This is a genomic window from Burkholderia sp. MSMB617WGS (assembly GCF_001532025.2).
In the GTDB taxonomy this organism is placed as follows: Bacteria; Pseudomonadota; Gammaproteobacteria; order Burkholderiales; family Burkholderiaceae; genus Burkholderia; species Burkholderia savannae.
Genome location: NZ_CP013457.1, coordinates 1,314,990 through 1,339,788, shown reverse-complemented (window position 1 = coordinate 1,339,788; position 24,799 = coordinate 1,314,990). Strand labels below are relative to the sequence as shown.

Annotated in this window: 24 protein-coding genes, 2 tRNA genes and 2 pseudogenes; 16 read left to right on the top strand and 12 right to left on the bottom strand. The window is 69.0% G+C overall.

Annotated features, from left to right (window positions below):
- Nucleotides 1–28 precede the first annotated feature (28 nt).
- Together WT60_RS06705 and WT60_RS06700 are read left to right on the top strand one after the other, a co-directional pair.
- On the top strand, nt 29–316 hold the full coding sequence (locus WT60_RS06705) for a hypothetical protein (RefSeq protein ID WP_038750288.1): 288 nt from the start codon (nt 29–31) through the stop codon (nt 314–316).
- On the top strand, nt 313–816 hold the full coding sequence (locus WT60_RS06700) for a GNAT family N-acetyltransferase (protein WP_060356882.1): 504 nt from the start codon (nt 313–315) through the stop codon (nt 814–816). Before WT60_RS06705 ends, WT60_RS06700 begins: the two co-directional genes overlap by 4 nt.
- Nucleotides 817–1,075: 259 nt before the next feature.
- Here the strand turns inward: WT60_RS06700 and rmuC are convergent, their stop codons facing one another.
- The 5 genes from rmuC to pncB all read right to left on the bottom strand — a co-directional run bounded on the left by rmuC (nt 1,076) and on the right by pncB (nt 7,137).
- On the bottom strand, nt 1,076–2,551 hold the full coding sequence (rmuC, locus tag WT60_RS06695; RefSeq protein WP_038750285.1) for a DNA recombination protein RmuC: 1,476 nt from the start codon (nt 2,549–2,551) through the stop codon (nt 1,076–1,078).
- A complete protein-coding gene (locus tag WT60_RS06690; protein WP_038750283.1) occupies nt 2,548–3,537 on the bottom strand; it encodes a D-glycerate dehydrogenase in 990 nt (329 codons plus the stop codon). The genes rmuC and WT60_RS06690 overlap by 4 nt, the downstream gene beginning before the upstream one ends.
- An 82-nt stretch (nt 3,538–3,619) precedes the next feature.
- A complete protein-coding gene (locus WT60_RS06685; RefSeq protein ID WP_059647850.1) occupies nt 3,620–5,050 on the bottom strand; it encodes a sodium:proton antiporter in 1,431 nt (476 codons plus the stop codon).
- Between the two features lie 68 nt (nt 5,051–5,118).
- Nucleotides 5,119–5,781: a lactate utilization protein C gene (locus WT60_RS06680; protein ID WP_038750279.1), complete on the bottom strand. Its 663-nt coding sequence runs from the start codon at nt 5,779–5,781 to the stop codon at nt 5,119–5,121.
- 156 nt (nt 5,782–5,937) lie between these two features.
- On the bottom strand, nt 5,938–7,137 hold the full coding sequence (pncB, locus tag WT60_RS06675; RefSeq protein ID WP_038750278.1) for a nicotinate phosphoribosyltransferase: 1,200 nt from the start codon (nt 7,135–7,137) through the stop codon (nt 5,938–5,940).
- 93 nt (nt 7,138–7,230) lie between these two features.
- On the opposite strand from pncB, the pseudogene WT60_RS35665 reads away from it, so the two are divergent.
- From WT60_RS35665 to WT60_RS06650, 6 genes and pseudogenes are all read left to right on the top strand, one after another.
- Nucleotides 7,231–7,485, top strand: a pseudogene (locus tag WT60_RS35665) (hypothetical protein).
- A complete protein-coding gene (gene fdxA, locus WT60_RS06670) occupies nt 7,430–7,726 on the top strand; it encodes a ferredoxin FdxA (protein WP_326929491.1) in 297 nt (98 codons plus the stop codon). The pseudogene WT60_RS35665 and the gene fdxA overlap by 56 nt, the downstream one beginning before the upstream one ends.
- A gap of 108 nt (nt 7,727–7,834) precedes the next feature.
- Nucleotides 7,835–7,910, top strand: a tRNA-Asn gene (locus tag WT60_RS06665).
- Between the two features lie 80 nt (nt 7,911–7,990).
- A tRNA-Asn gene (locus tag WT60_RS06660) sits at nt 7,991–8,066 on the top strand.
- Between the two features lie 139 nt (nt 8,067–8,205).
- Nucleotides 8,206–8,688, top strand: coding sequence for a CreA family protein (locus tag WT60_RS06655; RefSeq protein ID WP_038750273.1), 483 nt, complete (start codon nt 8,206–8,208; stop codon nt 8,686–8,688).
- Between the two features lie 40 nt (nt 8,689–8,728).
- On the top strand, nt 8,729–9,772 hold the full coding sequence (locus WT60_RS06650; protein ID WP_060356881.1) for an AraC family transcriptional regulator: 1,044 nt from the start codon (nt 8,729–8,731) through the stop codon (nt 9,770–9,772).
- Here WT60_RS06650 and WT60_RS06645 read toward each other — a convergent pair.
- Nucleotides 9,703–10,071, bottom strand: coding sequence for a hypothetical protein (locus WT60_RS06645; RefSeq protein ID WP_100185248.1), 369 nt, complete (start codon nt 10,069–10,071; stop codon nt 9,703–9,705). The genes WT60_RS06650 and WT60_RS06645 overlap by 70 nt on opposite strands.
- Before the next feature lie 79 nt (nt 10,072–10,150).
- On the opposite strand from WT60_RS06645, the gene WT60_RS06640 reads away from it, so the two are divergent.
- The 3 genes from WT60_RS06640 to WT60_RS06625 all read left to right on the top strand — a co-directional run bounded on the left by WT60_RS06640 (nt 10,151) and on the right by WT60_RS06625 (nt 12,211).
- Nucleotides 10,151–10,843 (top strand): AzlC family ABC transporter permease, encoded by a 693-nt coding sequence (locus WT60_RS06640; protein ID WP_226383123.1) that lies wholly within the window; start codon nt 10,151–10,153, stop codon nt 10,841–10,843.
- Complete coding sequence (locus WT60_RS06635; RefSeq protein ID WP_038744493.1) at nt 10,840–11,181, top strand: AzlD domain-containing protein; 342 nt, start codon at nt 10,840–10,842, stop codon at nt 11,179–11,181. The genes WT60_RS06640 and WT60_RS06635 overlap by 4 nt, the downstream gene beginning before the upstream one ends.
- Before the next feature lie 244 nt (nt 11,182–11,425).
- The gene (locus tag WT60_RS06625; protein ID WP_038744494.1) at nt 11,426–12,211 is read left to right on the top strand and encodes a DUF4088 family protein; all 786 of its coding nucleotides are present in this window, start codon (nt 11,426–11,428) and stop codon (nt 12,209–12,211) included.
- A 258-nt stretch (nt 12,212–12,469) separates the two neighbouring features.
- On the opposite strand, the gene WT60_RS06620 is transcribed toward WT60_RS06625, so the two are convergent.
- Complete coding sequence (locus WT60_RS06620) at nt 12,470–12,955, bottom strand: hypothetical protein (RefSeq protein ID WP_060356879.1); 486 nt, start codon at nt 12,953–12,955, stop codon at nt 12,470–12,472.
- A gap of 306 nt (nt 12,956–13,261) precedes the next feature.
- Here WT60_RS06620 and WT60_RS06615 point away from each other — a divergent pair, with 306 nt between their 5' ends.
- Together WT60_RS06615 and WT60_RS06610 are read left to right on the top strand one after the other, a co-directional pair.
- Nucleotides 13,262–13,483: an RNA-binding S4 domain-containing protein gene (locus tag WT60_RS06615; RefSeq protein ID WP_038744499.1), complete on the top strand. Its 222-nt coding sequence runs from the start codon at nt 13,262–13,264 to the stop codon at nt 13,481–13,483.
- A gap of 124 nt (nt 13,484–13,607) precedes the next feature.
- On the top strand, nt 13,608–15,002 hold the full coding sequence (locus WT60_RS06610) for an MATE family efflux transporter (protein WP_059647842.1): 1,395 nt from the start codon (nt 13,608–13,610) through the stop codon (nt 15,000–15,002).
- Nucleotides 15,003–15,464: 462 nt separating this feature from the next.
- Here WT60_RS06610 and WT60_RS35100 read toward each other — a convergent pair.
- Nucleotides 15,465–15,573, bottom strand: a pseudogene (locus WT60_RS35100) (fumarate hydratase); the annotation flags it as partial.
- 14 nt (nt 15,574–15,587) lie between these two features.
- On the opposite strand from WT60_RS35100, the gene fumC reads away from it, so the two are divergent.
- A complete protein-coding gene (gene fumC / locus WT60_RS06600; RefSeq protein ID WP_038745522.1) occupies nt 15,588–16,982 on the top strand; it encodes a class II fumarate hydratase in 1,395 nt (464 codons plus the stop codon).
- A gap of 592 nt (nt 16,983–17,574) precedes the next feature.
- On the opposite strand, the gene WT60_RS06590 is transcribed toward fumC, so the two are convergent.
- On the bottom strand, nt 17,575–18,081 hold the full coding sequence (locus WT60_RS06590; RefSeq protein WP_038745524.1) for an acyl-CoA thioesterase: 507 nt from the start codon (nt 18,079–18,081) through the stop codon (nt 17,575–17,577).
- Nucleotides 18,082–18,217: 136 nt separating this feature from the next.
- Nucleotides 18,218–18,370: a hypothetical protein gene (locus tag WT60_RS33460; RefSeq protein ID WP_186448598.1), complete on the bottom strand. Its 153-nt coding sequence runs from the start codon at nt 18,368–18,370 to the stop codon at nt 18,218–18,220.
- Between the two features lie 382 nt (nt 18,371–18,752).
- Between WT60_RS33460 and WT60_RS06585 the strand changes: the two genes are divergently transcribed.
- Both WT60_RS06585 and WT60_RS06580 read left to right on the top strand, forming a co-directional pair.
- Nucleotides 18,753–19,463: a helix-turn-helix transcriptional regulator gene (locus WT60_RS06585; RefSeq protein ID WP_038745526.1), complete on the top strand. Its 711-nt coding sequence runs from the start codon at nt 18,753–18,755 to the stop codon at nt 19,461–19,463.
- Nucleotides 19,464–19,618: 155 nt separating this feature from the next.
- Entirely contained in the window at nt 19,619–22,150 is a 2,532-nt protein-coding gene (locus WT60_RS06580; RefSeq protein ID WP_038745654.1) for a DUF6600 domain-containing protein, read from the top strand.
- A 79-nt stretch (nt 22,151–22,229) separates the two neighbouring features.
- Here WT60_RS06580 and WT60_RS06575 read toward each other — a convergent pair whose 3' ends face one another.
- On the bottom strand, nt 22,230–23,201 hold the full coding sequence (locus tag WT60_RS06575) for a thymidylate synthase (RefSeq protein WP_059584590.1): 972 nt from the start codon (nt 23,199–23,201) through the stop codon (nt 22,230–22,232).
- Nucleotides 23,202–23,257: 56 nt separating this feature from the next.
- Nucleotides 23,258–24,643, bottom strand: a complete 1,386-nt coding sequence (locus WT60_RS06570) for a sigma-54 dependent transcriptional regulator (protein WP_060356877.1) — start codon at nt 24,641–24,643, stop codon at nt 23,258–23,260.
- Nucleotides 24,644–24,799: the final 156 nt, after the last annotated feature.

The window sequence follows — 24,799 nt, the reverse complement described above, 5'->3', positions numbered from 1 at the left end:
TCAGCACTTCCACGGGGGCAACTCGCATATGAAAAAACAAATCTCATCGATCGCGCCGGGGCAGACCGCGAAAGCGCTGATCCTCGTTTATCTGACGTTCAGCGTGCCGATCGTGCTGCTCGGCATCGTCAACGCATTCATCCGCGACCAATCGGTCGGGCTGGGCACGATCGTCAGCACGATCTTCAGCGCGCTGCTGCTGAACGCGATCGTCGGCTTCGTGCTGCTGTGGATCGCGTGCCACGCGTACAACTGGGTCGCATCGCGCTTCGGCGGCATCGAGATCGTGCTGTCGGACGCGCCGGAGGAAGCGTGAGCGCAGCGGCCGACGAGACGATCGCGATCCGCGCGGCCGCGGCGGCCGACGTGCCCGCGATGCTCGCGCTGATGCGCGAGCTCGCCGAATTCGAGAAGCTCACGCATCTGTTCGTCGCGACCGAAGCCAATCTCGCCGACGCGCTCTTCGGCGCGCGGCCGTCCGTCGAGGCGCTCGTCGCGGAAAACGGCGGCGCGATCGTCGGCTACGCGCTCTACTTTCACAACTATTCGACGTTCCTCGGCCGCCGAGGCCTCTATCTCGAAGACCTGTACGTGCAGCCGTCGCAGCGCGGCACGGGCCTCGGCACGCAGTTGCTGCGGCGGCTCGCGGCGATCGCGGTCGAGCGCCGCTGCGGCCGCTTCGAATGGACCGTGCTCGATTGGAATCAACCGGCGATCGACTTCTATCGGAAGATGGGCGCGGACGTGCTGCCCGATTGGCGCGTCGTGCGCGTGACGGGCGACGCGCTCGCGCGGCTCGCGGGCGGCGGCGCCTGAATCGGCCGCGAGCCGATGCACGTCCATGCGCGTCGATGTCACGCCGGCATCACGCCGACATCGCGTGCTTCGGCCCACGATCGGCGCGAAACGCGACGGGCGGCCGGCAAAAACGCGAGCGCACGAAGCCGAACGAGGCCGCCCGGCACACGATCGAACCGGCAAAGCAAAACGGGGCGCACGCGGCGCCCCGTTTTTCGTTCCGCACGCCAGAGGCGCGCGAGACCAGCGATGCTTTCGCCGTTGCGCGCGGCGCGCGTCAGCTCTCGTCCGCCTCCGCGCCGTCGGCGCCCAGCAGCCCGTTCGCGACCTCGCCCGGCAGCGCCTCGACCTGCTTGAGCTTGCGGTTCATCACGCGCGTGCGCTGCTCGGCCGCCTCGATCGAGCGCGTGACCGTCTCGAGCTGCGACTTCGTCCGCGCGAGCACGTCGCCGAACTTGCCGAACTCGGTCTTCACCGCGCCGAGCACCTGCCAGACCTCGCTCGAGCGCTTCTCGATCGCGAGCGTCCGGAAGCCCATCTGCAGGCTGTTCAGGAGCGCCGTCAGCGTCGTCGGGCCGGCGACCGTCACGCGATAGTCGCGCTGCAGCAGATCGGTGAGGCCGGGACGGCGCAGGATCTCCGCGTAGAGCCCTTCGGTCGGCAGGAACAACAGCGCGAAATCGGTCGTATGCGGCGGCGCGACGTACTTCTCGGCGATCGTGCGCGCCTCCGCGCGAATCCGCGCCTCGAGCGCGCGCGCCGCTTCGTCGACGGCCGCCGCGTCCGCGCGCTCCTGCGCGTCGATCAGGCGCTCGTAATCCTCGCGAGGGAATTTCGCGTCGATCGGCAGCCACACCGGCTGAGCTTCGCCTGTCGCGCCGTCGTCGTGCCGGCCAGGCAGCCGGATCGCGAATTCGACGCGCTCGCCGCTCTTCGGCACCGTCGCGACGTTCTTCGCATACTGGTCCGGCGTCAGCATCTGCTCGAGCAGCGCCTCGAGCTGCACTTCGCCCCAGGTGCCGCGCGTCTTCACGTTCGTCAGCACCTTCTTCAAATCGCCGACGCCCGCCGCGAGCGTCTGCATTTCGCCGAGCCCGCGATGCACCTGCTCGAGCCGGTCCGACACGAGCTTGAACGATTCGCCGAGCCGCTGCTCGAGCGTCGCGTGCAGCTTCTCGTCGACGGTGCGGCGCATCTCCTCGAGCTTCGCCGCGTTGTTCGCCTCGATTTCCTTCAGGCGCGTTTCGAGCGTCGCGCGCACTTCTCCGATCCGGCGATCGTTCGCCTCCGTCAGTTGCTTGAGCTGCTGATTGAGCGTGTCGCCGAAATGCCTGAGCGCCGCGCCCTGCTCTTCGCGCGCGAGCTGCGCCTGCCGCTGCAGCGTGTCGCGCATCGCGTCGAACTGCTGCGTGTTGCCCGCGACGAGCTTCGCGAGCTGCTGCGCGAAGCCGTCGATCTGACTGTTCTGCACGGTCGCGACGCTCGAGAGCTGCGCGGCGAGCGTCTGCTGCAGTTGCGCGAAGTTGCCCGCGAGCTCGGTGCGCGAGTTGCGCGCGCCGTCGACGATCTCCGCGCGCAGCTCGCGCTCGAGGCGCTCGGCCGCATGCGCGTGCGCGTCGTTTGCGTCGTCGATCTGCTCGGCGAGCCGCTCGAGGCCTTCGCCGCGCGAGCCGCCGCGCAGCAGCGCGAAGAGCGCGACGGCGAGCGCTACCGCCAACGCGACGACGGCGGCCAGCAACAAGGTTTCGGTCATATGCGAGCCTTCCCCAGCACGCCGGGATTGATCGGATTCGGCGGACGGCCCGCGCGCGGCCCGACGCCGAGCGCCGCGATCAGATTGTCCGCCGCGAGATTCGCCATCGCGCGGCGCGTGCCTTCGCTCGCGCTCGCGATGTGCGGCGTCAGCACGACGTTCGGCACCTCGAGCAGCGCCGGATGCACGCCCGGCTCGCCTTCGAACACGTCGAGGCCGGCTGCGGCGATCCGCTTGTCGCGCAGCGCCGCGGCGAGCGCGGCGTCGTCGACGATCCCGCCGCGCGCGATGTTCGTGAGCGTCGCGGTCGGCTTCATCAGCGCGAGCTCGGCCGCGCCGATCGTATGGCGGGTCTCGGCCGAATACGGCAGCACGAGCACCACGTGATCGGCCTGCGCGAGGAGCGCCGCCTTCGACACGTACTCGGCGTTCAACTGCGCCTCGATCTCCGGCGCGACGCGCGAGCGGTTGTGATAGATCACGCGCATGTCGAAGCCGCGCGCGCGCCGCGCGAGCGCCTGGCCGATGCGGCCCATGCCGATCACGCCGAGTGTCGCGCCGTGGATGTCCGCGCCGAGAAAGCTGTCGTACGACCACTTGCGCCACTGCCCAGCGCGCAGCCAGTGCTCCGCTTCGGCCATCCGCCGCGCGGCCGCCATCATCAGCGCCCAGCCGAAATCGGCCGTCGTCTCGTTCAGCACGTCGGGCGTGTTGGTGCCGAGCACGTGCGCGGCGTTGAACGCGCCGATGTCGAAGTTGTTGTATCCGACCGCCATGTTCGACACGACGCGCAGCCGCGGCGCGGCCGCGAGCACCGACGCGTCGATCACGTCGCTCGCCGTCAGCGCGCCGTCCTTGTCCGCGAGACGCGCCTTCAGCGCGAAGGGCGACAGCGCGTCGCCGTCGTTCCAGTCCACGTCGAAATATTGCTTGAGCCGCTCGATCACGTCCGGGAAGATCGAGTGCGCGACCAGGATTTTCTGCATTGCCGTCTCCGTCACGCCGCGCGGGCGGCGAACGCGCGCATCGCGCCGCCCGCCGCCCGCGCGGCCGTCATCGTCATCTTGCCTAACCGCCGAAAAACACCCACGTCGTCAGCAAAAACACCGGCACGAGAATCACGAGCGCCCAGCCGAGGTACGCGAAGAAGCTCGGCATTCTCACGCCGCGCGACTCGGCGATCGCCTTCACCATGAAGTTCGGCGCGTTGCCGATATAGCTGTTCGCGCCCATGAACACGGCGCCCGCGGAAATCGCCGCGAGCGTCGTCGCGCCCGTCGTCATCAGCGCCTGCGCGTCGCCGCCCGCGAGATTGAAGAACACGAGATAGGTCGGCGCGTTGTCGAGGAATGACGACAGCACGCCCGTCGCCCAGAAATACATCGCGTCGATCGGCTTGCCGTCGGCGTCCGTGACGAGATGGACGATCGGCGCGAACACGCCGTCGCCGCCCGCGCGCAGGATCACGATCACGGGCGCGATCGTCACGAAGATGCCCGCGAACAGCTTCGCGACCTCCTCGATCGGCGCCCAGTTGAACGCGTTGCCCTCGCGCGCCGAGCGCGGCGTGATCGCGAGCGACACGAGCGCGACCGCGACGAGCGCGACGTCGCGCACCGCGTTCTGCAGCGCGACGTGCGTGCCGAACAGGTCGAACGTGACGCCCGGCTTCCACAAGCCGCTCATCAGCACGAGCGCGATCACCGCGCCGAGCAGCACGAAGTTGATCTTGCCCTCGATCGACACGCCGTGCGAATCGGGCGTCGGATCGAGGAACGGCTTGCGCTCCTCGCCGCCCTTCCGATAGAAGTACGTATCGATCGCGAAAAAGAGCGTGAGCAGGATTGCGCAGATGAAAAGCATCGGCCGCGCGAGATGGATCGTCGTCCAGAAGAAATCGACGCCGTTCAGGAAACCGAGGAAGAGAGGCGGATCGCCGAGCGGCGACAGCGAGCCGCCCGCGTTCGCGACGAGGAAGATGAAGAACACGACGACGTGCACGACGTGCTTGCGGTTGTCGTTCGCGCGCAAGAGCGGCCGGATCAGCAACATCGCGGCGCCCGTGGTGCCCATCACGCTCGCGAGCACGGTGCCGAGCGCGAGAATGCCGGTGTTGAGCTTCGGCGTGCCGTGCAGGTTGCCGCGCACGCAGATGCCGCCCGCGACCGTATACAGCGACGTCAGCAGCACGATGAACGGAATGTATTCCTCGAAAAGCGCGTGCATCAGCGTGCCGAACGCGGTGCCGAAGCCGAACGTCGCGGCAAACGGAATCAGGAACGCGACCGCCCAGGCCGCGGCGATCTTGCCGAAATGGTGATGCCAGAACACGGGCGCGATCAGCGGAAAGAGCGCGATCGACAGCAGGATGCCCGCGAACGGGATCGCCCAGAACGCGGAAAGCGCGGCACCGTCGAGCGTTGCGGCCGATGCGAGCGCGGGAGCGGCGCCTAGCGCGCCTCCCAGCGCCATGCCCGCCCAGGCGGCATGTCGTTTCATGTGAGTTCCTCTTGAATTGCGAATGGATACGGCGCGCAACGCGACGGCGGCGACCGTGGCGTCACGCATCACGCGTCGCGCACGACGATCGCGTGAACGCGATACGGCCCGTGCGCGCCGAGCACGATCGTCTGCTCGATGTCGCCGGTGCGCGACGGCCCCGACACGAAGTTCACCGCGCGCGGCAATGCGCCGCGCTCCGCGCGGATCAACGCGAACGCGTCCTCGTGCCCCGCGACGATGCGCGACGCGCTCACGAGCGCGATATGGGTTTCGGGCAACAGCGCGGCGGACGAGCACGTCTTCGGACTAGACAGCAGAACGAGCGAGCCGGTTTCCGCCGTCGCGCAAAAACAGCCGGTGATGCCGACGACGTCGCCGTCCACGGGCTTCCTGAATTCGACCGCGAGCCCCGCGCCCGCCCAGTCGAGTTCGTCGAGCGTCGGCCACGCGATCGCCTGCGTGCCGAGCCCCGTGCGCCGCAGATACGCGGCGGCCGCGGCGGGCGCGTCGCGCATCGACGCGACGGTGTCGACGGTCGTCTCGAGCCGCAGCGCCTCGTCGACGAAGCGCGCGACGAGATCGCCTTCGAGCGGCGGCCGCGGCCCCGCCGGATGGCGCGCGACGTAATCGGCCGCATGCTCGCGCTCCACCTCGGCCAGCTCGGCCGGGCGGCCCTGCGCGGCGCGGATGCGCGCGAGGATGTTGCGGCGGGCAGCCGATGTGTCCATGAACTCCTCGTGACGATGGCCTTCGATACCGGCCCGATTATACCGGCCGATGCGGCGCGCGCCCGTCGCGGCGGACACGAAAAAAAGCGGGCCGTGCGGCCCGCATGCGCGCTGCGTCGATGCGGCCGCGCTCGCGCGCCGCCCTTGCGGGCGGCGTCACTTGCCCGCGTCGTCGTCGGGCGGCTGCGTGATCCCGAACACCTGGCGCAGATACGCGAGGTACGCCTTGTCGTCGCACATGCTCTTGCCGGGCGAATCGGACAGCTTCGCGACGGGCTGCCCGTTGCAGCGCACCATCTTGATGACGATCTGCAGCGGCTGGTAGCCGAGATCGTTGGTCAGGTTCGTGCCGACGCCGAACGCGAGCTTGCAGCGCCCGCGGAATCGCTCGTACAGCTGCATGACCTTCGGGATGTCGAGCGCGTCGGAAAACACGAGCACCTTCGTGCGCGGGTCGCAGCGATTTTCCTCGTAGTGCTGGATGAGCCGCTCGCCCCAGTCGAACGGATCGCCCGAGTCGTGGCGCGCGCCGTCGAAGAGCTTGCAGAAATACATGTCGAAGTCGCGCAGGAACGCGTCCATTCCGTAGACGTCCGACAGCGCGATTCCGAGATCGCCGCGATATTCCTTCGCCCACATCTCGAAGCCGTAGGTCTGCGAATCGCGCAGCCGCGGGCCGAGCGCCTGGCAGGCCTGCAGATACTCGTGCGCCATCGTGCCGAGCGGCGTGATCTCGTGCTGCATCGCGTAGTAGACGTTGCTCGTGCCGGCGAACTGCGCGCCGAGCCCGTCGCGCAGCGTGCGCAGCACCTCCTCGTGCCAGATCTTCGAGAAGCGGCGGCGCGTGCCGTAGTCGGCGATCTTGCAGTCGGCGAACTCGGGCTTCGCGCCGAGCAGTTGGATCTTCTCGCGCAGCCGCTCGCGCCCTTCGCGGTAGTCGGGCCGGCGCTGCGTGTTGCGGAAGTACACCTCGTTGACGATCGCGAGCACCGGGATCTCGAAGAGGATCGCATGCAGCCACGGCCCCTTGATCTCGATGTCGATCTCGCCGCTGCCTTTTTGCGACGGCATGATCGAGATGTATTTCTCGTTCAGATGAAAAAGCGCGAGGAAATCGACGAAATCGCTCTTGATGAAGCGCAGCCGGCGCAGGTAGTCGAGCTCGGGATCGGTGAAACGCAGCTCGCACAGCGAGCGGACCTCGGCGCGGATCTCGTCGATGTACGGCACGAGGTCGACGCCGGGCGTGCGGCACTTGAAGCGGTATTCGACGCTTGCGGCGGGAAAATGATGCAGAACGACCTGCATCATCGTGAATTTGTACAGGTCGGTATCGAGCAGCGAAGTGATGATCATGATTCCAGACTGCCAAGATCGAGACGGAGCCCGAGCGTTCGCGCGCGGCGCGCCTGCCCTCCGGTTGACGCATGTTACCCGAATGCGGCGCAAATCCGCGCCGAAGCGCCGCGGCGCCGCGCGTTCCGCCATAAACTAATCACGAAACGGTATAAGCGGCGAAGTCGAGCGCGCAATGCGGGTTTGGCGCATCAGTTACAATGCCGGTTTTGGCGCCATGCGTCGCCCCCATACATACCTAGATTCCGCCGCAGGAGCGTTTTGAATGACCCACGTTGTGACTGAAGCGTGCATCAAGTGCAAATACACGGATTGCGTCGATGTATGCCCTGTGGACTGTTTCCGTGAAGGCCCGAACTTTCTCGCGATCGATCCGGACGAGTGCATCGACTGCGCGGTGTGCGTCGCCGAATGCCCGACCAATGCGATCTACGCCGAAGAAGACGTGCCGGGCGACCAGCAGCAGTTCACCCCGCTGAACGCCGAGCTCGCGAAGAACTGGCCGTCGATCACGAAGACGAAGCCCGCACCCGCCGACGCCGACGAGTGGAAAGACGTGCAGGACAAGCTGCACCTGCTCGAGCGCTGATCGCCCGCGCTCGCGGGGCGCGACGCGACGTCGCGTGACGAAGCCGATGTGCAAAAGTATTGACAGATCGGCCAGCGCCTCATAGAATCTCATTTCTCTGCTGTTTGTTCCCCGATAGCTCAGTCGGTAGAGCGCCGGACTGTTAATCCGTAGGTCCCTGGTTCGAGCCCAGGTCGGGGAGCCAAGAATTGCAAAGGCCCGTTGCAGACGGGCTTTTTCATGGCCGCCTAGTTTCGAGGCGTCAAGCACGCCGAACCGTCTTATTCCCCGATAGCTCAGTCGGTAGAGCGCCGGACTGTTAATCCGTAGGTCCCTGGTTCGAGCCCAGGTCGGGGAGCCAGCTTCGAAGGCCCGTCGTTCGCGACGGGCCTTTTTGCTTTTCCCCTCTACGTTTTCGTTGTGCCGCGCACCGTCGCGCCGGCGGCGGCATGCTAGAGTCGTGCTCTGCTTCTCGCCACGCATCCGCCGCTTCCCCACCGATGAAAAACCGTTATTTCGCTGTCCTCGCGACCTGCGCCGCCCTCGTCTCGATCGCCACGCCGGCCGCGCGCGCCGAGGAAGTCGCAAGCGTCAACACCAATTTCCGCCTGACGGGCTCCGACCGCGTCGTCGTCGAAGCGTACGACGATCCGCTCGTGAGCGGCATCACGTGCTACGTGTCGCGTGCCCGCACGGGCGGCATCAAGGGCACGCTCGGCATCGCCGAGGACCCGACCGAGGCGTCGATCGCGTGCCGGCAGGTCGGCCCGATCCGCTTCACCGAGCCGCTCAGGCAGCAGACCGACGTGTTCAGCGAGCGGCTGTCGTTCATCTTCAAGACGCTGCACGTCGTGCGCGTCGTCGACAAGAAGCGCAACACGCTCGTCTATCTGACCTACAGCGACCGGATCGCGACGGGCAGCCCGAAGAACAGCGTGACCGCGGTGCCCGTGCCGACCGGCACGCCGATTCCGGTCAGATAACGGGCGCACCCGCATCGCCGGACCGTCGCGAGCCGCCGCCATGCGATCCGAACGCGCGCACGAGCAGGTCCGATACTGGCGCACGCCGCTGCTGCCGGACGCCGACTTCGTCACGGCGACCTACCGCGATCATGCGTTCGCGCCGCACTGGCACGACGCGTACACGATTCCCGTCATCGTGGCGGGCGCCGAGCGCTACACGTGCCGCGGCAGCGCCTATGTCGCCGACACGGGCTCGATCCCCGTCATCAATCCGGGCGAGATCCACACCGGCTCGCGCGCGGCCGAAGACGGCTGGCGCTATCGCGTGGCCTACGTGCCCGTCGACTTCATCCGCGCGCTCGCCGACGAAATCGCGGGCACGCCGCAGCCGCAGCCGTGGTTCCGGCTCGACGTCATCCACGACGCGGACCTCGCCGCGCGGCTCGTCGCCGCGCATCGGCTGATGGAAGCGAGCGGCGCGACGGGGCTGCGTGAGGCGATCGATCGGCTGCTGCGAGGCGAACGCGTCGCGGCGGCGGGCCGCACTTCGGGTTTGGCTTCGGGTTTGGCTTCGGGTTTGGCTTCGAGTCCGGATTCCGGTCCGGCTTTGGATTCGGGTTCCGGCTCGGTTTCGACTTCGGCCTGGCTGCCGGATGCGCTCCCTCGCGACGCAAGCGCGCCCCGGCCGATCGACGATCCGCTCTCCGCCGAAACCGCGATGCTCGACGCCTACTCGACATTGATCGCGCGTCACGCCGGCAATCGCACCGCGCCGCGCGACGTCGCGGCCGACCGCCGGCGCGTCGATGCGATGCGCGAGCGGCTCGCCGCCGATCTGTCCGAATCCGTTACGCTGTCGGACGTCGCGCGAGCGGCCGGGCTGTCGCCGTTCCATGCGGCGCGCCTGTTCTCGCGCGCAACCGGCATGCCGCCGCACGCATGGCGCAACCAGTTGCGCCTGCAACGCTCGCTCGCACCGCTGCGCGCGGGCGCGAGCGTCGCCGACGTCGCCGCCGCGTGCGGCTTCTCCGATCAAAGCCACTTCACCCGCCATTTCAAACGGATGTTCGGCGTGCCGCCCGGGCGATGGCAGCCGTCGTAGCGTTGTAGCGACAGACGCGCATCGCCGCCGCCGTCGCTTCCCGCTCCGGCGAAGGTACCGGTACCAGCTTTGGCTTTGGCTTTGGCTTTGGCTTTGGCTTTGGCTTTGGCTTTGGCTTTGGCTTTGGCTTTGGCTTTGGCTTTGGCTTTGGCTTTGGCTTTGGCTTTGGCTTTGGCTTTGGCTCGGGCTTTGGCTTTGGCTCGGGCTTTGGCTCGGGCTTTGGCTCGGGCTGGGCCTTCACGACATCGACATCGCAAGAACGTACAAGCGAGCGCCTCTCCCGCGCGGCTATCCTCCATCGCACAGGAGGTAGCCGCCTTGTCCCAGTCCCGCTCCACGCATCCCCCGCCCGCCCGGCTCGGCGAATTCGCCGCCGGCATGCGCGACACCGTTCCGATGATGGTAGGCGCCGCCCCCTTCGGCGTGATCTTCGGCACGCTCGTCACGACGGGCCCGCTCGCGCCGTGGCACGGCGAGCTGATGTCGTTCGCGCTCTTCGCCGGCTCCGCTCAGTTCATCGCGCTCGGCCTGATCGCGGGCGGCGCGAGCTATGCGGTCGTGCTCGCGACGACGTTCGTCGTCAATCTGCGCCATCTGCTCTACAGCGCGACGCTCGCGCCGTACGTCGCGCATCTGCCGCTGCGGTGGCGCGCGACGCTCGGCGCGCTGATGACGGACGAGGTGTTCGCCGTCGCGTACGCGCACTACCGTCATGCCGAGCCCGGCGCGACCGGGCCGTACCACTTCTTCGGCTCCGGCGTCGCGATGTACGTGAACTGGCAGGTGTGGACGATCGCGGGCCTGCTGTTCGGCGCCGCGTTCCCGCGCCTGCAGTCGCTCGGGCTCGACTTCGCGATGGCGGCGACGTTCATCGCGATCGTCGTGCCGCAACTCGCCTCGCTGCGCAATCTCGCCGCCGCGGTGACGGCGGGCGCCGTCGCGCTCCTCTGCCGCGCGTGGCCGTACAAGCTCGGGTTGCTCGCCGCCGTCGCCGCGGGCGTCGCGATCGGCGTCGCGCTGACCTGGTTCGCGGAGCAGCGCGCGCGCCGGCGCGCGGAGGCCGCATCATGAGCTACGCGCTGCTGATTCTCGGAATGGCGGCGCTCACGTACGCGATCCGCACGACGCTCTTCCTGCTCGGCGATCGCCTCGCCTTCCCGCCGCTTCTCCTCGCCGCGCTGCGCTTCGTCCCCGTGACCGTGCTGACCGCGATCATCGTGCCGATGACGCTCGCGCCGCACGGCGGCGACGCGGAGCTGACCTGGCGCAATCCCCGGCTCGTCGGCGCCGCTGCCGCGGTGCTCGTGTCCGCCGCGACGCGCCGGCCGCTCGTCACGATCGCCGCCGGGCTCGCCGTGTTCTTTTTCTGGCAGGCGATCGTGCCGCCGCGCGGCTGGCTGCCGGGCTGAGCCGCGTGCGCCGCCCGCACGCGCGGCATCGGCGCGCACGGCCCTCAAGTTCCCGCGCGCACAGCCGTTAAGAAGATGAAGCCCCGCGCCCGGCGACCGAATCCCGTCATCCGATCCAGCCGGACAGCACGACGACCGACGGCCAGCCGGCCGATCCGCGCAGCCGACACGCGGCCTGCCCACGTCGGCTGCGCGCGGGCGAAAGCGCCGGTCGAGCCGACCGGCATCGAGCATCGAGACAGACATGGGCCAAATCACTCTCACGCTGAAAGACGACACCGTCGCTTCCCTGCGCAAAGACTTCGATGCGTTCTTGCGCGTGTCGCTCAAGCTCGATCCGCAGTTCGTCACGCCGTCGTTCGAGGATTTCCTGCGCGCGAAGCTGCTCGACAGCATGGTGCCGCTCACCGAGCACGCCGTGCAGCGGCTCCTGCAAGGCGGCCAGTATGCGTGGGCGAAGCGCACGCTCGACAAGGAGTTTCCGGACGTCGTCGCGATCCTGATCCGGCAGGCGGGCGAATTCGGCTTCGGCTTCGCGTCGCGCTCCGAATGGACGCCCGACGAACTCGCGAAAGCATGCCGCGAATGGGCGGCCGCCGTCGTGTCCGGCGCGCAGGGGGATGCGGCGCTCGTCGATCCGCTCGCCGCGCAGATCAAGGCGGCCGTCACCGACATTCAGACGCTCGAGGAGCGGATGCAGACGCCCGCGTGGCGGCTCGCCGAATCGCTGCGGCAACGCGTGTACGAAGCGAAGCTCGCGTGCGAGATGAGCGTCGGCAGCGTCGCGCGCGAGAAGCTCGGCGAGCTGCGCGGGCTGCTCAGGCTCGGCATCGCGCACGGCTCGTTCCAGAAGCAGGAAGCGCAGCAGATCATGGAATACCTGCGGCTCCTGAAGCCCGAGATCTTCGTCGAGGAGCCGTACGACATCTTCACGCGCATCGCCGCGTGGCTGCGCAGCGTGTTCATCGTCACGCCGCCCGCGCGCGGCGCGCAGAACACGGCGCAGCCGCAGGGGCGCCGCCGCCAGTAGCCAGTAGCCAGTAGCCAGTAGCCAGTAGCCAGTAGCCAGTAGCCATAGCCGTTGCAATTGCCGTTGGCCGTAACCAGTCACGCGCGGCGCGCTCGTTCGCGCGCGCGCAAACGCGGTTCGAGCACGAAGGCGGACCGCTAAAACGCAACGGCCCGGACCGCGCGATGCGATCCGGGCCGTCGTCCATCGGTCGACGCGCAACGCGCCAGGCGAGCCTTCCGGGGCGAAGCCCGCTTGCCGCGCGCCGGCCTTCGGCGCTTACTCGCCCGCGCCGGCCTTCACGCCGCCGTTGACGGACAGCGAGCCGTTCGCGTCGCCCGCGACACCCTTCGCCAGACCGCCCGCCGCGCCCGCGACGCCGCCGACCGCATTGCCCGCCGCGCTCGTCGCGCCGTTGACGGCGTTGCCCGCCGCATTCGTCGCACCTTCGACCGCGCCGCTCGCCTTCGTCTTCGCGTCCGCGCCGAGCTCGGCCGCTTCGTCGGCCTTCGCCTTCGCCTTGGCCTTCGCGTGCGTCACGTGCTTCTTCGCCGAATGCTTGACGGCATTCGCCGCCGCTTCCGGCGATGCGGCCGACAGGTCGCCGCCCGCGTTCAGTTGCGCGCTCGCGCCCGCCTTCTGGCCGAGCACGTCGGCCGAGCCGCCGACCGAACCTTGCGTCGCCACGCCGGCCGTCTGCGCGAAAGCGGTCGTCGCCACCGCCGCCACCGCGGCACCGATCAACATTGCACGAATCTTGGACATCGCAATTCTCCTCAACAAAGTCGTTGGAACGGCGTGCCGTCGAAGGCCGCCGCTATGTGCCCGCCGCGACATGCAGCGAGTCCGTGTACAGACCGGCCGATTTCGTTCGCGGTTCGCCGTTCTCGACAACTGTTACCCACCGTTTCATTTGCTGACGAGTTCGACACACTCGCTTACACGCGGCGGCCCGAATCGCGCGAACCCCCGAAAACATTTGACGCGCGCCTTACACCGCTTGCGCCGCGCATCGCTTATGATGCGATGCCGCCGTCGCGCGGCGCGCTCTTCTTTCCCGTTCTCACTGCCATGCCCAACCTGGATTTCACGCTGACCGGCGAATTCGTCGAACTGCATAACTTGCTCAAGCTCACCGGTCTCGCGGACAGCGGCGGCTCGGCGAAGATGCTCGTCGCGTCGGGCGCGGTGAAGGTCGACGGCGCGCCCGAGCTGCGCAAGACGTGCAAGATCCGCGCGGGCCAGGTCGTGCTGCTCGGCGACACGCGCATCGCCGTGCACGCCGCGACGTAGCGAGCCCCTGTCGGCCGTAAGGCCATCAGAAGCCGGCATCGACAGCGTTCGCGGAAACTCGTAATCTCATTGTTTCCTAAAAATAAGCAAAGGCGCGGGCAGGCCGTCCGCGCGAACGCGTCCCATGTCGCCTACCAGTTTCACGCGAGCGGCCGCCGCGCCGCCCCCCACCCTGTCCCGTCACGCCGCCGATACGGCGCGCCTCGCCGCGCCGCTCGCGATCGCGCAGCTGTCGCAAATGGCGATGAGCGTCACCGACACCGTGCTGCTCGGCTCGCTCGGCCCCGACTCGCTCGCGGCGGGCGGCCTCGGCGCGAATCTGTTCTTCGTCGTCGTGACGCTGCTGCAAGGCGTGCTGACGTCGGTCAGCGTGAGCGTCGCGCACGCGCGCGGCGCGCAGGCCGAGCACCGCGTGCCGCACATCTACTGGACGGGCTTCGCGCTGTCGTTGCTGCTCGCGGTTCCGGCGTTCGCGCTGCTGTCGTTCGCGGAGCCGCTCCTGCGCGCGTTCGGCGAACCGGCGGCGCTCGCGCGCAATGTCGGCGAATACGCGGCCGTGCTGCGCTTCGCGGCCCCCGGCAGCCTGATCGGCGTCGGGCTGATGCGCTCGTTCCTGCCCGCGATCGGCGCGGCGAAGCGGCTGCTGTGGGTGTCGCTCGCCGGCGTCGGCATCAACGCGTTCCTCAACTACGGCCTGATCCACGGCGCGTTCGGGCTGCCTCGCCTCGGCTTCCTCGGCTCCGCGACCGCGACGACGATCACGATCTGGCTCTCCGCGCTCTTGCTCGTCGCGCTGCTGCACGGGCGGCCGGCGTTCAAGCACTTCGTCGTCGCCGCGCGGCCGCGGCTGCCGCTGATGGGCGAGCTGTTCGGCATCGGCTGGCCGGTGGCGATCACGTACGGCGTCGAATCGACGCTCTTCCTCGCGACGGGCCTCACGGTCGGCGTGCTCGGCGAATCGTCGCTCGCCGCGCATCAGATCGCGCTCAATGTCGCGTCGGTCGCGTTCATGGTGCCGCTCGCGATCGGCCAGGCGGCGAACGTGCGCGTCGGCTACTGGGCGGGCGCGGGCGCGCCCGTTGCCGCGCGGCACGCGGGCTTCGTCGCGCTCGGGCTCGGCATTGCGTTCATGTCGTTGTCGGGACTCGTGCTGATCGTCGCGCCGCACGCGATCGTCGGCCTCTATCTGAAGCTCGACGATCCCGCGAACGCGCACACCGTCGCGCTCGCGACGTCGCTGCTCGGGATCGCCGCCGTGTTCCAGATCGTCGACGGGATGCAGACGGTCGGCTCCGGCTGCCTGCGCGGCCTGAAGGACACGCGCGTGCCGATGCTCGCCGCGACGCTCGGCTACTGGGGCATCGGCTTTCCGACCGGCTACTGGTTCGCGTTCCATGCGGGCCTCGGCGCGCGCGGGCTGTGGTGGGGGCTCGCCGCCGGGCTCGCGAGCGTCGCGGTGCTGATGACGTGGCGTTTCCATCGGAAGAGCGCGGCGCTCAGGACGCATGCGCGCGGTTAAGCGCGGGCTTCGGCGCGCGCGTTAGCGCGTTAGCGCGTTAGCGCGTTAGCGCGTTAGCGCGTTAGCGCAGGCGAACACGGCGACGGCGATCCGCGCAAGCGCTCATTCGCCGCCGCGAGCGGCCTATGTTCATTTCATCGGACTCTACGGCACGCATCATCGCAAGCATCGGCCGATTCGCCGCACGATGCGCGCATGCGATCGCCGCCTCGTCGACGCCGTCGAATCGGCTGACCGCCATCCATCCGGCAAGGCGACGCCGACCGGACAGTCCGCGTCGCCTCGCGTCGAGTGCGGCCGCGCGCGACGTCGGCGCCGAGCGAAATCGGCGCATCCACGTCCCGCCAATCGCGCCGGCGCTCGCATACGCCACGCCGTCCCGATCGCCGCGACGCGCGTGCGCCCCGCCCCGCCCGCGCCCGATTCCTCCCGCGTTCGCATTGTCCGCCACGCGCGCCGCGGCACGAAATCGCGCGCGGCGCTATGCTTGCCGATCAAGCGGCCGCCGTCGCGAGAACGGCCCCGTCCCCGCATGCGCATTGCGCCGCGTCCGCGCGGCGTCCCCCGTCATCTGAAGGAGCAATCATGAGCGAAGCAGTACGGATGGAACGCGACACGTTCGGTGAAATCGCAGTGCCCGCGGCCCGGCTATGGGGCGCGCAAACGCAGCGCTCGCTGCAGAACTTCAAGATCTCGACCGAGAAGCAGTCGCCCGAGCTGATCGAGGCGCTCGCGCTGATCAAGCGGGCGGCCGCCGCCGTCAATCTTGAGCTCGGCGTGCTCGCGCAAGACAAGGCGAACGCGATCATCGCCGCCGCCGACGAGATCGTCGCGGGCAAGCACCCCGACGAATTCCCGCTCGCGGTCTGGCAGACGGGTTCGGGCACGCAGACCAACATGAACCTGAACGAGGTGATTGCGAACCGCGCGAGCGAGCTGCTCGGCGGCGAACGCGGCGAGAGCCGCAAGGTGCATCCGAACGACGACGTCAATCGCGGCCAGTCGTCGAACGACGTGTTCCCGACCGCGATGCACATCGCCGCCGCGCGCGCGATCGTCACGCATCTGCTGCCCGCGCTGCGAACGCTGCGCGCGACGCTCGACGCGAAGGCGGCCGCGTTCGCCGACATCGTGAAGATCGGCCGCACGCACCTGCAGGACGCGACGCCGCTCACGCTCGGCCAGGAATTCTCCGGCTACGTCGCGCAGCTCGATCAGGGCATCCGCCACGCCGAAGCGGCGCTGCCGCATCTTTACGAGCTCGCGCAAGGCGGCACCGCGGTCGGCACCGGGCTCAACGCGCATCCGAAGTTCGCCGCGGGCGTCGCGGCCGAGATCGGCCGGCTCGCCGGGCTGCCGTTCGTCAGCGCGCCGAACAAGTTCGAGGTGATGGCCGCGGCCGACGCGCTCGTGTTCGCGCACGGCGCGCTGAAGACCGTCGCCGCGAGCCTGATGAAGATCGCGAACGACATCCGCTGGCTCGCGAGCGGGCCGCGCTGCGGGCTCGGCGAGCTGTCGATTCCGGAGAACGAGCCGGGCAGCTCGATCATGCCGGGCAAGGTCAACCCGACGCAGTCCGAAGCCGTGACGATGCTGTGCTGCCAGGTGTTCGGCAACGACGTCGCGGTGAACTTCGGCGGCGCGAGCGGCAATTTCGAGCTGAACGTGTTCCGGCCGATGATCGCGCACAACGTACTGCAATCCGTGCGGCTGCTCGCGGACGGCGCGCAGAGCTTCAACGATCACTGCGCGGTGGGGATCGAGCCGAATCGTCCGCGCATCGACGCGCTCCTGAACGAATCGCTGATGCTCGTGACGGCGCTCAATCCGCACATCGGCTACGACAAGGCCGCGCAGATCGCGAAGAAGGCGCACAAGGAAGGCACGACGCTGAAAGCCGCGGCGCTCGCGCTCGGCTACGTGACCGAAGCGCAGTTCGACGAATGGGTGCGGCCGGAGAAGATGGTCGGCAACGGCTGATGTCCGATGCCGGCGACGCGCGACGCACGGCGGGGCCGCGACTCGGTCGGCGTCGCGCGGGCCGACGACGGCCCGGCGCGGCGGCGGGCCGGTGGCGGAGCCCGCTCGCCCGCGCTGGATCGGCGCCGGGCGGCCGGCGCCTTGTGATTGCCGGTTGTCGTTCGATGGTCGCCGGTTGATCGTCGCCGGCTTGATCGAACGCGCTCGATCGTCGGCGCTCGATCGTCGGCGCTCGATCGTCGGCGTTCGATCATCGGCGCTCGATCGTCTGCGTTCGATCCGATGTAATCGAATCGAAGCGCACGATCATCATCACGTGAACGTGCTCGCGGGCATTCGATCGCCGCCGCCCTGCCGACCGTACGATCCCGGCGCGCCCTCGATGCACCCTCGACGCGCAATCGCTGCAGCATGCGTGAGCAACGTGTGCGACGCATGTCGACGCAAGCCCGCGCACGCCGCCCCGCTTTCACGCCGCGCCTCGCCGCTCCAATGAAAAACGCCGCGAACGATCGCGGCGTCTTCGGTTCGATGAGCCCGGCGGCCCCCGCTCACGCGCCCGCTTGGCCGCGCGACGAGCGCCGATGCGCGCTCACACTTCCCCTTTCGCGACTTCCTCGGGCTTGAGCTCGACGATCTTGTCGAGCGCGGCCCGCACTTCCATCGCGTATTGCGCGAGCCGCTTCTGCTCGTCGGTGGAGGGCTCGAACGGCGGCACGGGCACCGGATTGCCGTTCTCGTCGACCGCGACGAACACGACGAGGCAATCGGTCGTCTGGCGCAGCACTCCGCCCTTCGGATCGCCCGCGTGCACCGACACGTGGATGTGCATGCTCGTGCGGCCCGTCGCGACGACGCGCGCCTTCAGCTCGACGAGATTGCCGACGAGGATCGGCCGCTGGAAGCGGATGTTGCCGACGCTCACCGTCACGCAATAGCGGCTCGACCAGATCGCCGCGCACGCATACGCGGTCTCGTCGATCCATTTCATCAACGCGCCGCCATGCACCTTGCCGCCGAAGTTCACGGACGTCGGCTCGGCGAGGAAGCGGAAAACGGTTTCGGTGCGATCAAGCGGCGCGGAAGGCGTGGCGGGCATGTCGGCTAGCTCCAGTTCTGCGGTGTAGCGGGAAAGGAGATGATTATACGTCGCGCTGCGACAAAGCGTCGCGCCCGCCGAGCCGGGCCCGCCGCGCACGCCGGGGCGAAAGCGGCGCTAGCTCGCGGCCGCGCCGTCAGTTGCGGATCGTGATGCCCTGATCGATCGTGCCGTACATCTCGATGCGGCCGGTGCCGGCGCCGGACCCGCCCGCGCCGCCGGACGCGCAGCCGGTGCAGACAAAGACGGCAATGAGGGTTGCAACAAGCGTTTTCATCGGGAGAAGCATCGTCGAATGGCCGGCGCGCCGCGATGGCGCGCCGCCGGGTCAGCGGTGGTCGCATTTTACGCGCGCTGTCGGGGCACGCGCCGAAGGCGGCGGGCGCATGACGTCGGGTCGCCCTAATCAGAGACACCTTGCCCTGGACCTGCTCCTTGCCCTGAGCCCAAACCTAAACCTAAACCTGAGCCAGAGCCCGATCCCGAGCATGCGCCCGAACCGGAGCCAATGCCACGACTTGAACCTGAACCCGAACCCCGGCATGCGCCCGAACCGCAACGCCGGCTTCAGTCATCAAGCCCGGCGCGCATTCGACATTTCACCCGACGCCGAAACATCGAATGCAATACGCGCCTACACTCGAACACATCCCCCTGTCCGAAATCCGCCAATGTCCGACTCCGACCGCCACCACCATTTCCCCGGCCTGAGCCATCTGGGCGCGCTGCTCGCCGATCCGGGGCGCGCCGCGATGCTCTGGGCGCTGATGGACGGCAGCGCGCGCCCCGCGGGCGAGCTGACGATGATCGCCGGGCTGTCGCCGTCAGCGGCAAGCGCGCATCTCGCGCGGCTCGCGGACGGCGGCCTCCTCGCGCTCGACGTGCGCGGCCGCCACCGCTACTACCGGATCGCGTCGCCCGACATCGCCGCGGCGATCGAGGCGCTCGCGAACGTCGCGCAGGCGGCCGCGCCGCGGCGCCCGACGCCGCAACCGGCGCGCACCGTGCCGCCCGACATGCGCTACGCGCGCACCTGCTACGACCACATGGCGGGCGAGCTCGCGGTCCAGGTGTTCGAGCGGCTGATGTCGCGCGGCTGGCTGACGATGGCGGACGGCGCGCTCGACGCGACCGCGGCGGGCGCCGCGCAGTTCGCGCAATGGGGCGTCGACGTCGGCGGCCAGCGCGCGAAGCGCCGCCGCTTCGCATGCACGTGCCCGGACTGGAGCGAGCGTCGTCCGCACCTGGGCGGCGCGCTCGGCGCCGCGCTCCTCGACAGCTTCTGCCGGCGCGGCTGGATCGAGCACGCGGCGAAGCCGCGCGTGCTGCGCGTGACGCCCGCCGGGCAGCGCGAATTCGACGCGCTGTTTACCGGCGGATGACGCGCGCTTTCATCGGTCTGACGAATTCCCGAGTGCCGACAATTCTTGTTACACGCACGTCAAATCGCATAACAAAACGACCGTCACTGAAACATGTCGAGCGGATAGAGTGGATTCATACGGCGCGTGCCACGCCGGACATAACAGAGACAATGATGACCATCCTCGCCGTTCGTAGTCCATTTGCGCTGTCGCGCATCGCCCGCCACACGCTCGTCGCCGTCGCGATGCTCGCCGCCTTGCCGCCCGCCATCGCGCAGACCATCGATGCGCCGCCCGCCGGCGTCGCCCAGCAAGCGGGCGGCGATCCGCCGAGCCGCGTCGCGCGCCTCAATTACCTGTCCGGCGCCGTGACGACCGAGCCCGCGGGCGCGAGCGACTGGTCGTACGCGGCCGTCAATCGCCCGCTCACGACCGGCGACCAGCTATGGAACGATTCGGGCGCGCGCTCCGAGCTGCACATCGGCTCGACCGCGGTGCGCCTCGGCCAGTCGACGAGCCTGTCGCTCCTCAACCTCGACGACACGAACACGCAGTTGAAGGTGCCGCTCGGCACGCTGTCGACGCACGTGCGCGAGTTGCCGCCCGGCACGTCGTACGAAGTCGACACGCCGAACCTCGCGCTCGCGGTCGGCTCGCCCGGCGACTATCGGGTCGACGTCGCGCCCGACGGCTCGAGCACGACCGTCACCGTGCGGCGCGGCAGCGCGACTGTCTACGGCGACGGCGCGCAGATGCCGGTGTCGGCCGGCCAGCGGGTCGTCTTCACGGGCACCGGGCTGCAAGTCGCGGACACGGGCGCCGCGCCGCCGCCCGACGGTCTCGACGAATGGGCCGCGAGCCGCGATGCCGCCGAGGAGCGCTCGGTGTCGGCGCGCTACGTGTCGCGCGAAATCCCGGGCTACCAGGATCTCGACGCGAACGGCTCGTGGCGCGACGACCCCGATTACGGCGAGGTGTGGGTGCCGAGCGCGGTGCCCGCCGGCTGGGCGCCGTATCGCACCGGCCACTGGATCTGGCAGGCGCCGTGGGGCTGGACCTGGGTCGACGACCAGCCGTGGGGCTTCGCGCCTTACCACTACGGCCGCTGGGCCTACGTCGACGATTCGTGGGCCTGGGTGCCGGGCCCGCTCGTCGTCAGCGCGCCGCCGTGCTACGCGCCCGCGCTCGTCGCGTTCGTCGGCGGGGGCGGCGGCGGCTTCGACTGGAGCGTCGGCCTCGCGATCGGCGGAATCGCGGCAGCGGGCGTCGCGTGGTTCCCGCTCGGCCCGCACGATCCGTGGCGGCCGAGCTGGGGCGGCTGGAGCCCGCACTACTATCAGCACGTGAACCGGACGGTGATCGTGAACAACGTCAACAACATCAACGTCAACAAGACGGTGAACGTGACGAACATCACGAACATCCACAACACGTACGTGAACTTCCGCGCGCCGAACGCGGTGACGGCCGTGCCCGCGACCGCGTTCGTCCACGGGCAGCCGGTGTCGCGCTTCGCGCAGAAGGTCGATCCGCAGCAGTGGCGCAACGCGCACGTCGGCTCGGGCGCGCCGGGCGTCGCGCCGGTGCGGCAAAGCTTCGCGGGCGCGCTGCGCAACGCCGCGTACCGGCCGCCCGCGGCCGTCGAGCAGCGCGCGATCGTCGCGACGCGCAACCCGGTCGTGCCGGCCGCCTATCACGACCAGCTCGCCGCGCACCTCGCGCAAAGCGGCGCGCGGGTGCCGGGCGCGGGCGCGCCCGTCGTAAAGACCTCGGCGCCGCCGAACTATGCGATGCGGCCGGTGCGCTCGCCCGAAAACGCGGGTGCGCCGAACCGCTGGGCGATGCGCAACGTGCAGCTCGTCGATACGCACGCGCCTGTCGCTCAACCCGGCCGCGGACCGCAGGGCGGCGCCGGCAACCCGGCCGCGCGCGCGGGCGAGCCACCGCAGCCGAACATGCCGCAGCCGAATGCGGCCCAACCGAACCTCGCGCGCCCCGGCATCCCGCAACCGGGCCTCGCGCAGCCGAATGCGCCGCACGCGCCGGGCGGCCCGCAGAACGCGATGCAGCCGAACGTGTCTCGCCCGAATCCCGCGCCGGCGTTCAACAATGGCGTACCGCGGCCGCCCGCAGCCGACGAGGGCCTAGGCGCGCGCGCGGAATCACGCGCACCGGGCGAAGCGCAGCGCGCGCAGCCGTCGTGGACGCAGCCGCATCCGCCGATCCAGCAGCAGCACGCGAACGAAGGCCAGCCTCGCGCGAACGCCGGGCCGAATGCGCCGCTCAATTACCGTTCGCCGACGCAGAACGCGGTGCCGCCGATCCGCTCGACGCCCACGCCCATCCACCCCGCGCCGTCCGCGCCGCAGCCCGCCGAGCGGACGCAGCCGCAGCCCGCGCCGCGAAACGAAATGCGCGCGACCGAGGCGCCGCGCGGCATGCCGCGTCAGGACGCGCCGCGCAACGAATATCGCGCGCCGGCCCCTGCGCCGCGTCCGCAGACGGAAGCGCCGAGGATGGAAGCGCCTCGCGCCCCCGCGCCGCGAATGGAGGCGCCTCGCATGGAACCGCGCCCCGCGCCGCCGCCGCCCGCCGTGCCGCACACCCCACCGCCTCCCGCGCCGCGCCAGGAGCCGGCGCGCCAGGTGCGTCCGGACCAGCAGCACGGCTCCGATGCGCACCGCGAAGAACGTCGGCGTGCGTGAGGTCGCGCCGCGCATCAAACAAAAAAACCCGCGAGTTTCGCGGGTTTTTTCATGATTCGGCCGACGAGCGGCGCGTCGCTCAGACGGCCATCGGCGCGCTCAACGGCTCGTGATGGCGATAACCGGCGAGCGTGAAATCCGACGGCTCGACGCGCTCGAGCCATTCCGGCTCGTACTTGCCCGTCTTCGCGTAATCGGGCACGCGCTCGGCGATCTCGAGCCGCGGGCTCTCGAACGGCTCGCGCTCGAGCTGCTGCTTCAGCATGTCGAGCTGATTCTCGTAGATGTGCGCATCGCCGACGAAGTACGTGAACCAGCGCGGCGCGTAGCCCGTCAGCCGGCCGACGAGCGCGAGGAGCGCCGCGCCTTCCGCGAGATTGAACGGCGTGCCGAGTCCGACGTCGTTGCTGCGGATGTACAGGCACAGCGAGATTTCGCGGCGCTCGACGTTCGGCAGGAACTGATACAGCAGATGGCACGCGGGCAACGCGATCTCGTCGAGCACCGCGGGGTTCCAGCCGTGAAACAAAATGCGCCGGCTCGACGGATCGCGCACGATCGTGTCGAGGCAATCGCGCAGCTGATCGATCGCCTTGTGGAGCAGCACCTTGCCCGCGCCGCCTTCGTCGAATCGGGCGACGACGCGAAAGCCGCGCGACGTCGCATCGGCGATCTGCGCGTCGGCGTGCGCGTCGAGCACCTTGTAGCCCGGCCACTGCCGCCATTGAACGCCGTACACGTCGCCGAGATCGTCCTCGCCGCGGCGGTACGGGTTCGCGAGCCACTGCGCGTTCTCATTCGCATTCGCGTCCCACACCTTGCAGCCGAGCGCGCGGAAATCGGCCGCGCTGCGCTTCGCGCGCAGGAAGCCGACGAGTTCGCCGATCGCCGACTTGAACGCGAGCTTCTTCGTCGTCACCGCGGGAAAGCCCTGCTGCAGATCGAAGCGCAGCATCGCGCCGGGCATGCTGACCGTGCGGATGCCCGTGCGGTTGTTCTGCCAGGTGCCGGTGTCGAGAATGGTGCGAACGAGGTCGAGATACTGTTTCATGCGGGTTCCTCCGGCCGCGGAAAGCGGCCGTGCCCGCCATTTTAGCAAGGGCCGCGTCAGCAGGCCCGACGCAGGTCCTCTTCGCGCTTCGCGCGCGTGCTGCCGTCGTCGCGCATCCCGTACGCACAGAGCAGACGGTAGAGCGTCACGCGCGACACGCCGAGCTCGCGCGCGGCGTCCGCGAGCCGGCCGCGATGCCGCAGCAGCGCGACTTCGATCGCGTGCCGCTCCGCGCTTTCGCGCGCCTCCTCGAGCGACATCGGCGCGACTTCCGCGTAGTTCGACAGTTCGAGATCCGCCGCGCTGATCATCCGCCCTTCCGACATCACGATCGCCCGCCGCACCCGGTTGATCAGCTCGCGCACGTTGCCCGGCCACGCGTAGTTGTGAAGCGCGGCGATCGCGTCGGGCGTGAAGCCGCGCAACCGCCGGTGCGCGTCGCCCTTGAAACGCTCGAGCATGTGCCGGGCGAGGATCTCGATGTCCTTGCCGCGCTCGCGCAACGGCGGCTCTTCGAGCTTCAGCACGCATAGCCGGTGATACAGGTCCTCGCGAAAGCGGCCGTTGCGCAATGCGACCTGCATGTCGACGTGCGTCGCCGAGATGATCCGCACGTCGACCGGAATCGACGTGTGCCCGCCGACGCGCTCGACCTTGTGCTCCTGCAGGAAGCGCAAGAGGCTCGCCTGGCTCTCGAACGGCAGATCGCCGATTTCGTCGAGGAACAGCGTGCCGCCGTTCGCGGCTTCGATGCGGCCGATCTTGCGCTGATTCGCGCCGGTGAACGCGCCGCGCTCGTAGCCGAACAGCTCGGCCTGCAACAGCGTCGGCGGAATCGCGCCGCAATTGATCGCGACGAACGGCGCGCTCACGCGCGACGAACGCTCGTGAATCGCGACCGCCGTGAGCTCCTTGCCCGTCCCCGATTCACCGGAGATGAACACGGGCGCGTCGGTCGCGGCCACCTTGCGGATCATCTTGAAGAGCGCGAGCATCGCGTCGCAGGTGCCGACCATCTCGCCTTCGTTGCGCACCGTCGCGGCGGCGGGCGCGAGCCCTTCCGACAGCGTGACCATCCCGTACGCGTGGCCGACCGATTCGACGATGCGCTCGCATTCGTAAGGCACCGTCACGTAGTCGAAACAGTAATCGCGCACGAGCCGGCGCACCGCGTCGTCTTCCATCTGCCCCCGCCTCGTCGTCGCGATCCATCCCACGTTCGGCGTCTTCAAGCTGGCTTCGAGCTCGCGCAATTCGGCGGCCCCGACGCCGCAAGAAAAATCGAGCAAGCCGCCCGCGATCACGTCGCGCGCGGCGGAGCGCCGCATCTCGCGCGGCGAATCGACGACGTCGACCTGCCATCCGTGCTGATCGAAACAGCGCCGCAGATCCGCATCCGGACGATGGGAATAGTAGATGAGATGCCTTGCCGCAACATCCATGACGCCACCCAGTCAATCGAATTGCGTCGCGCCGCCTGGCACAGGCGCGCGACGGAACCGAGCCGGAACCCGCGAGAGGAACTCGGCTCGTCATTTTTCACAACACTGGAACTGCGTTTCCCCGTAGATCGGCGCTTGGCTCGAAAAAGAGCGGTG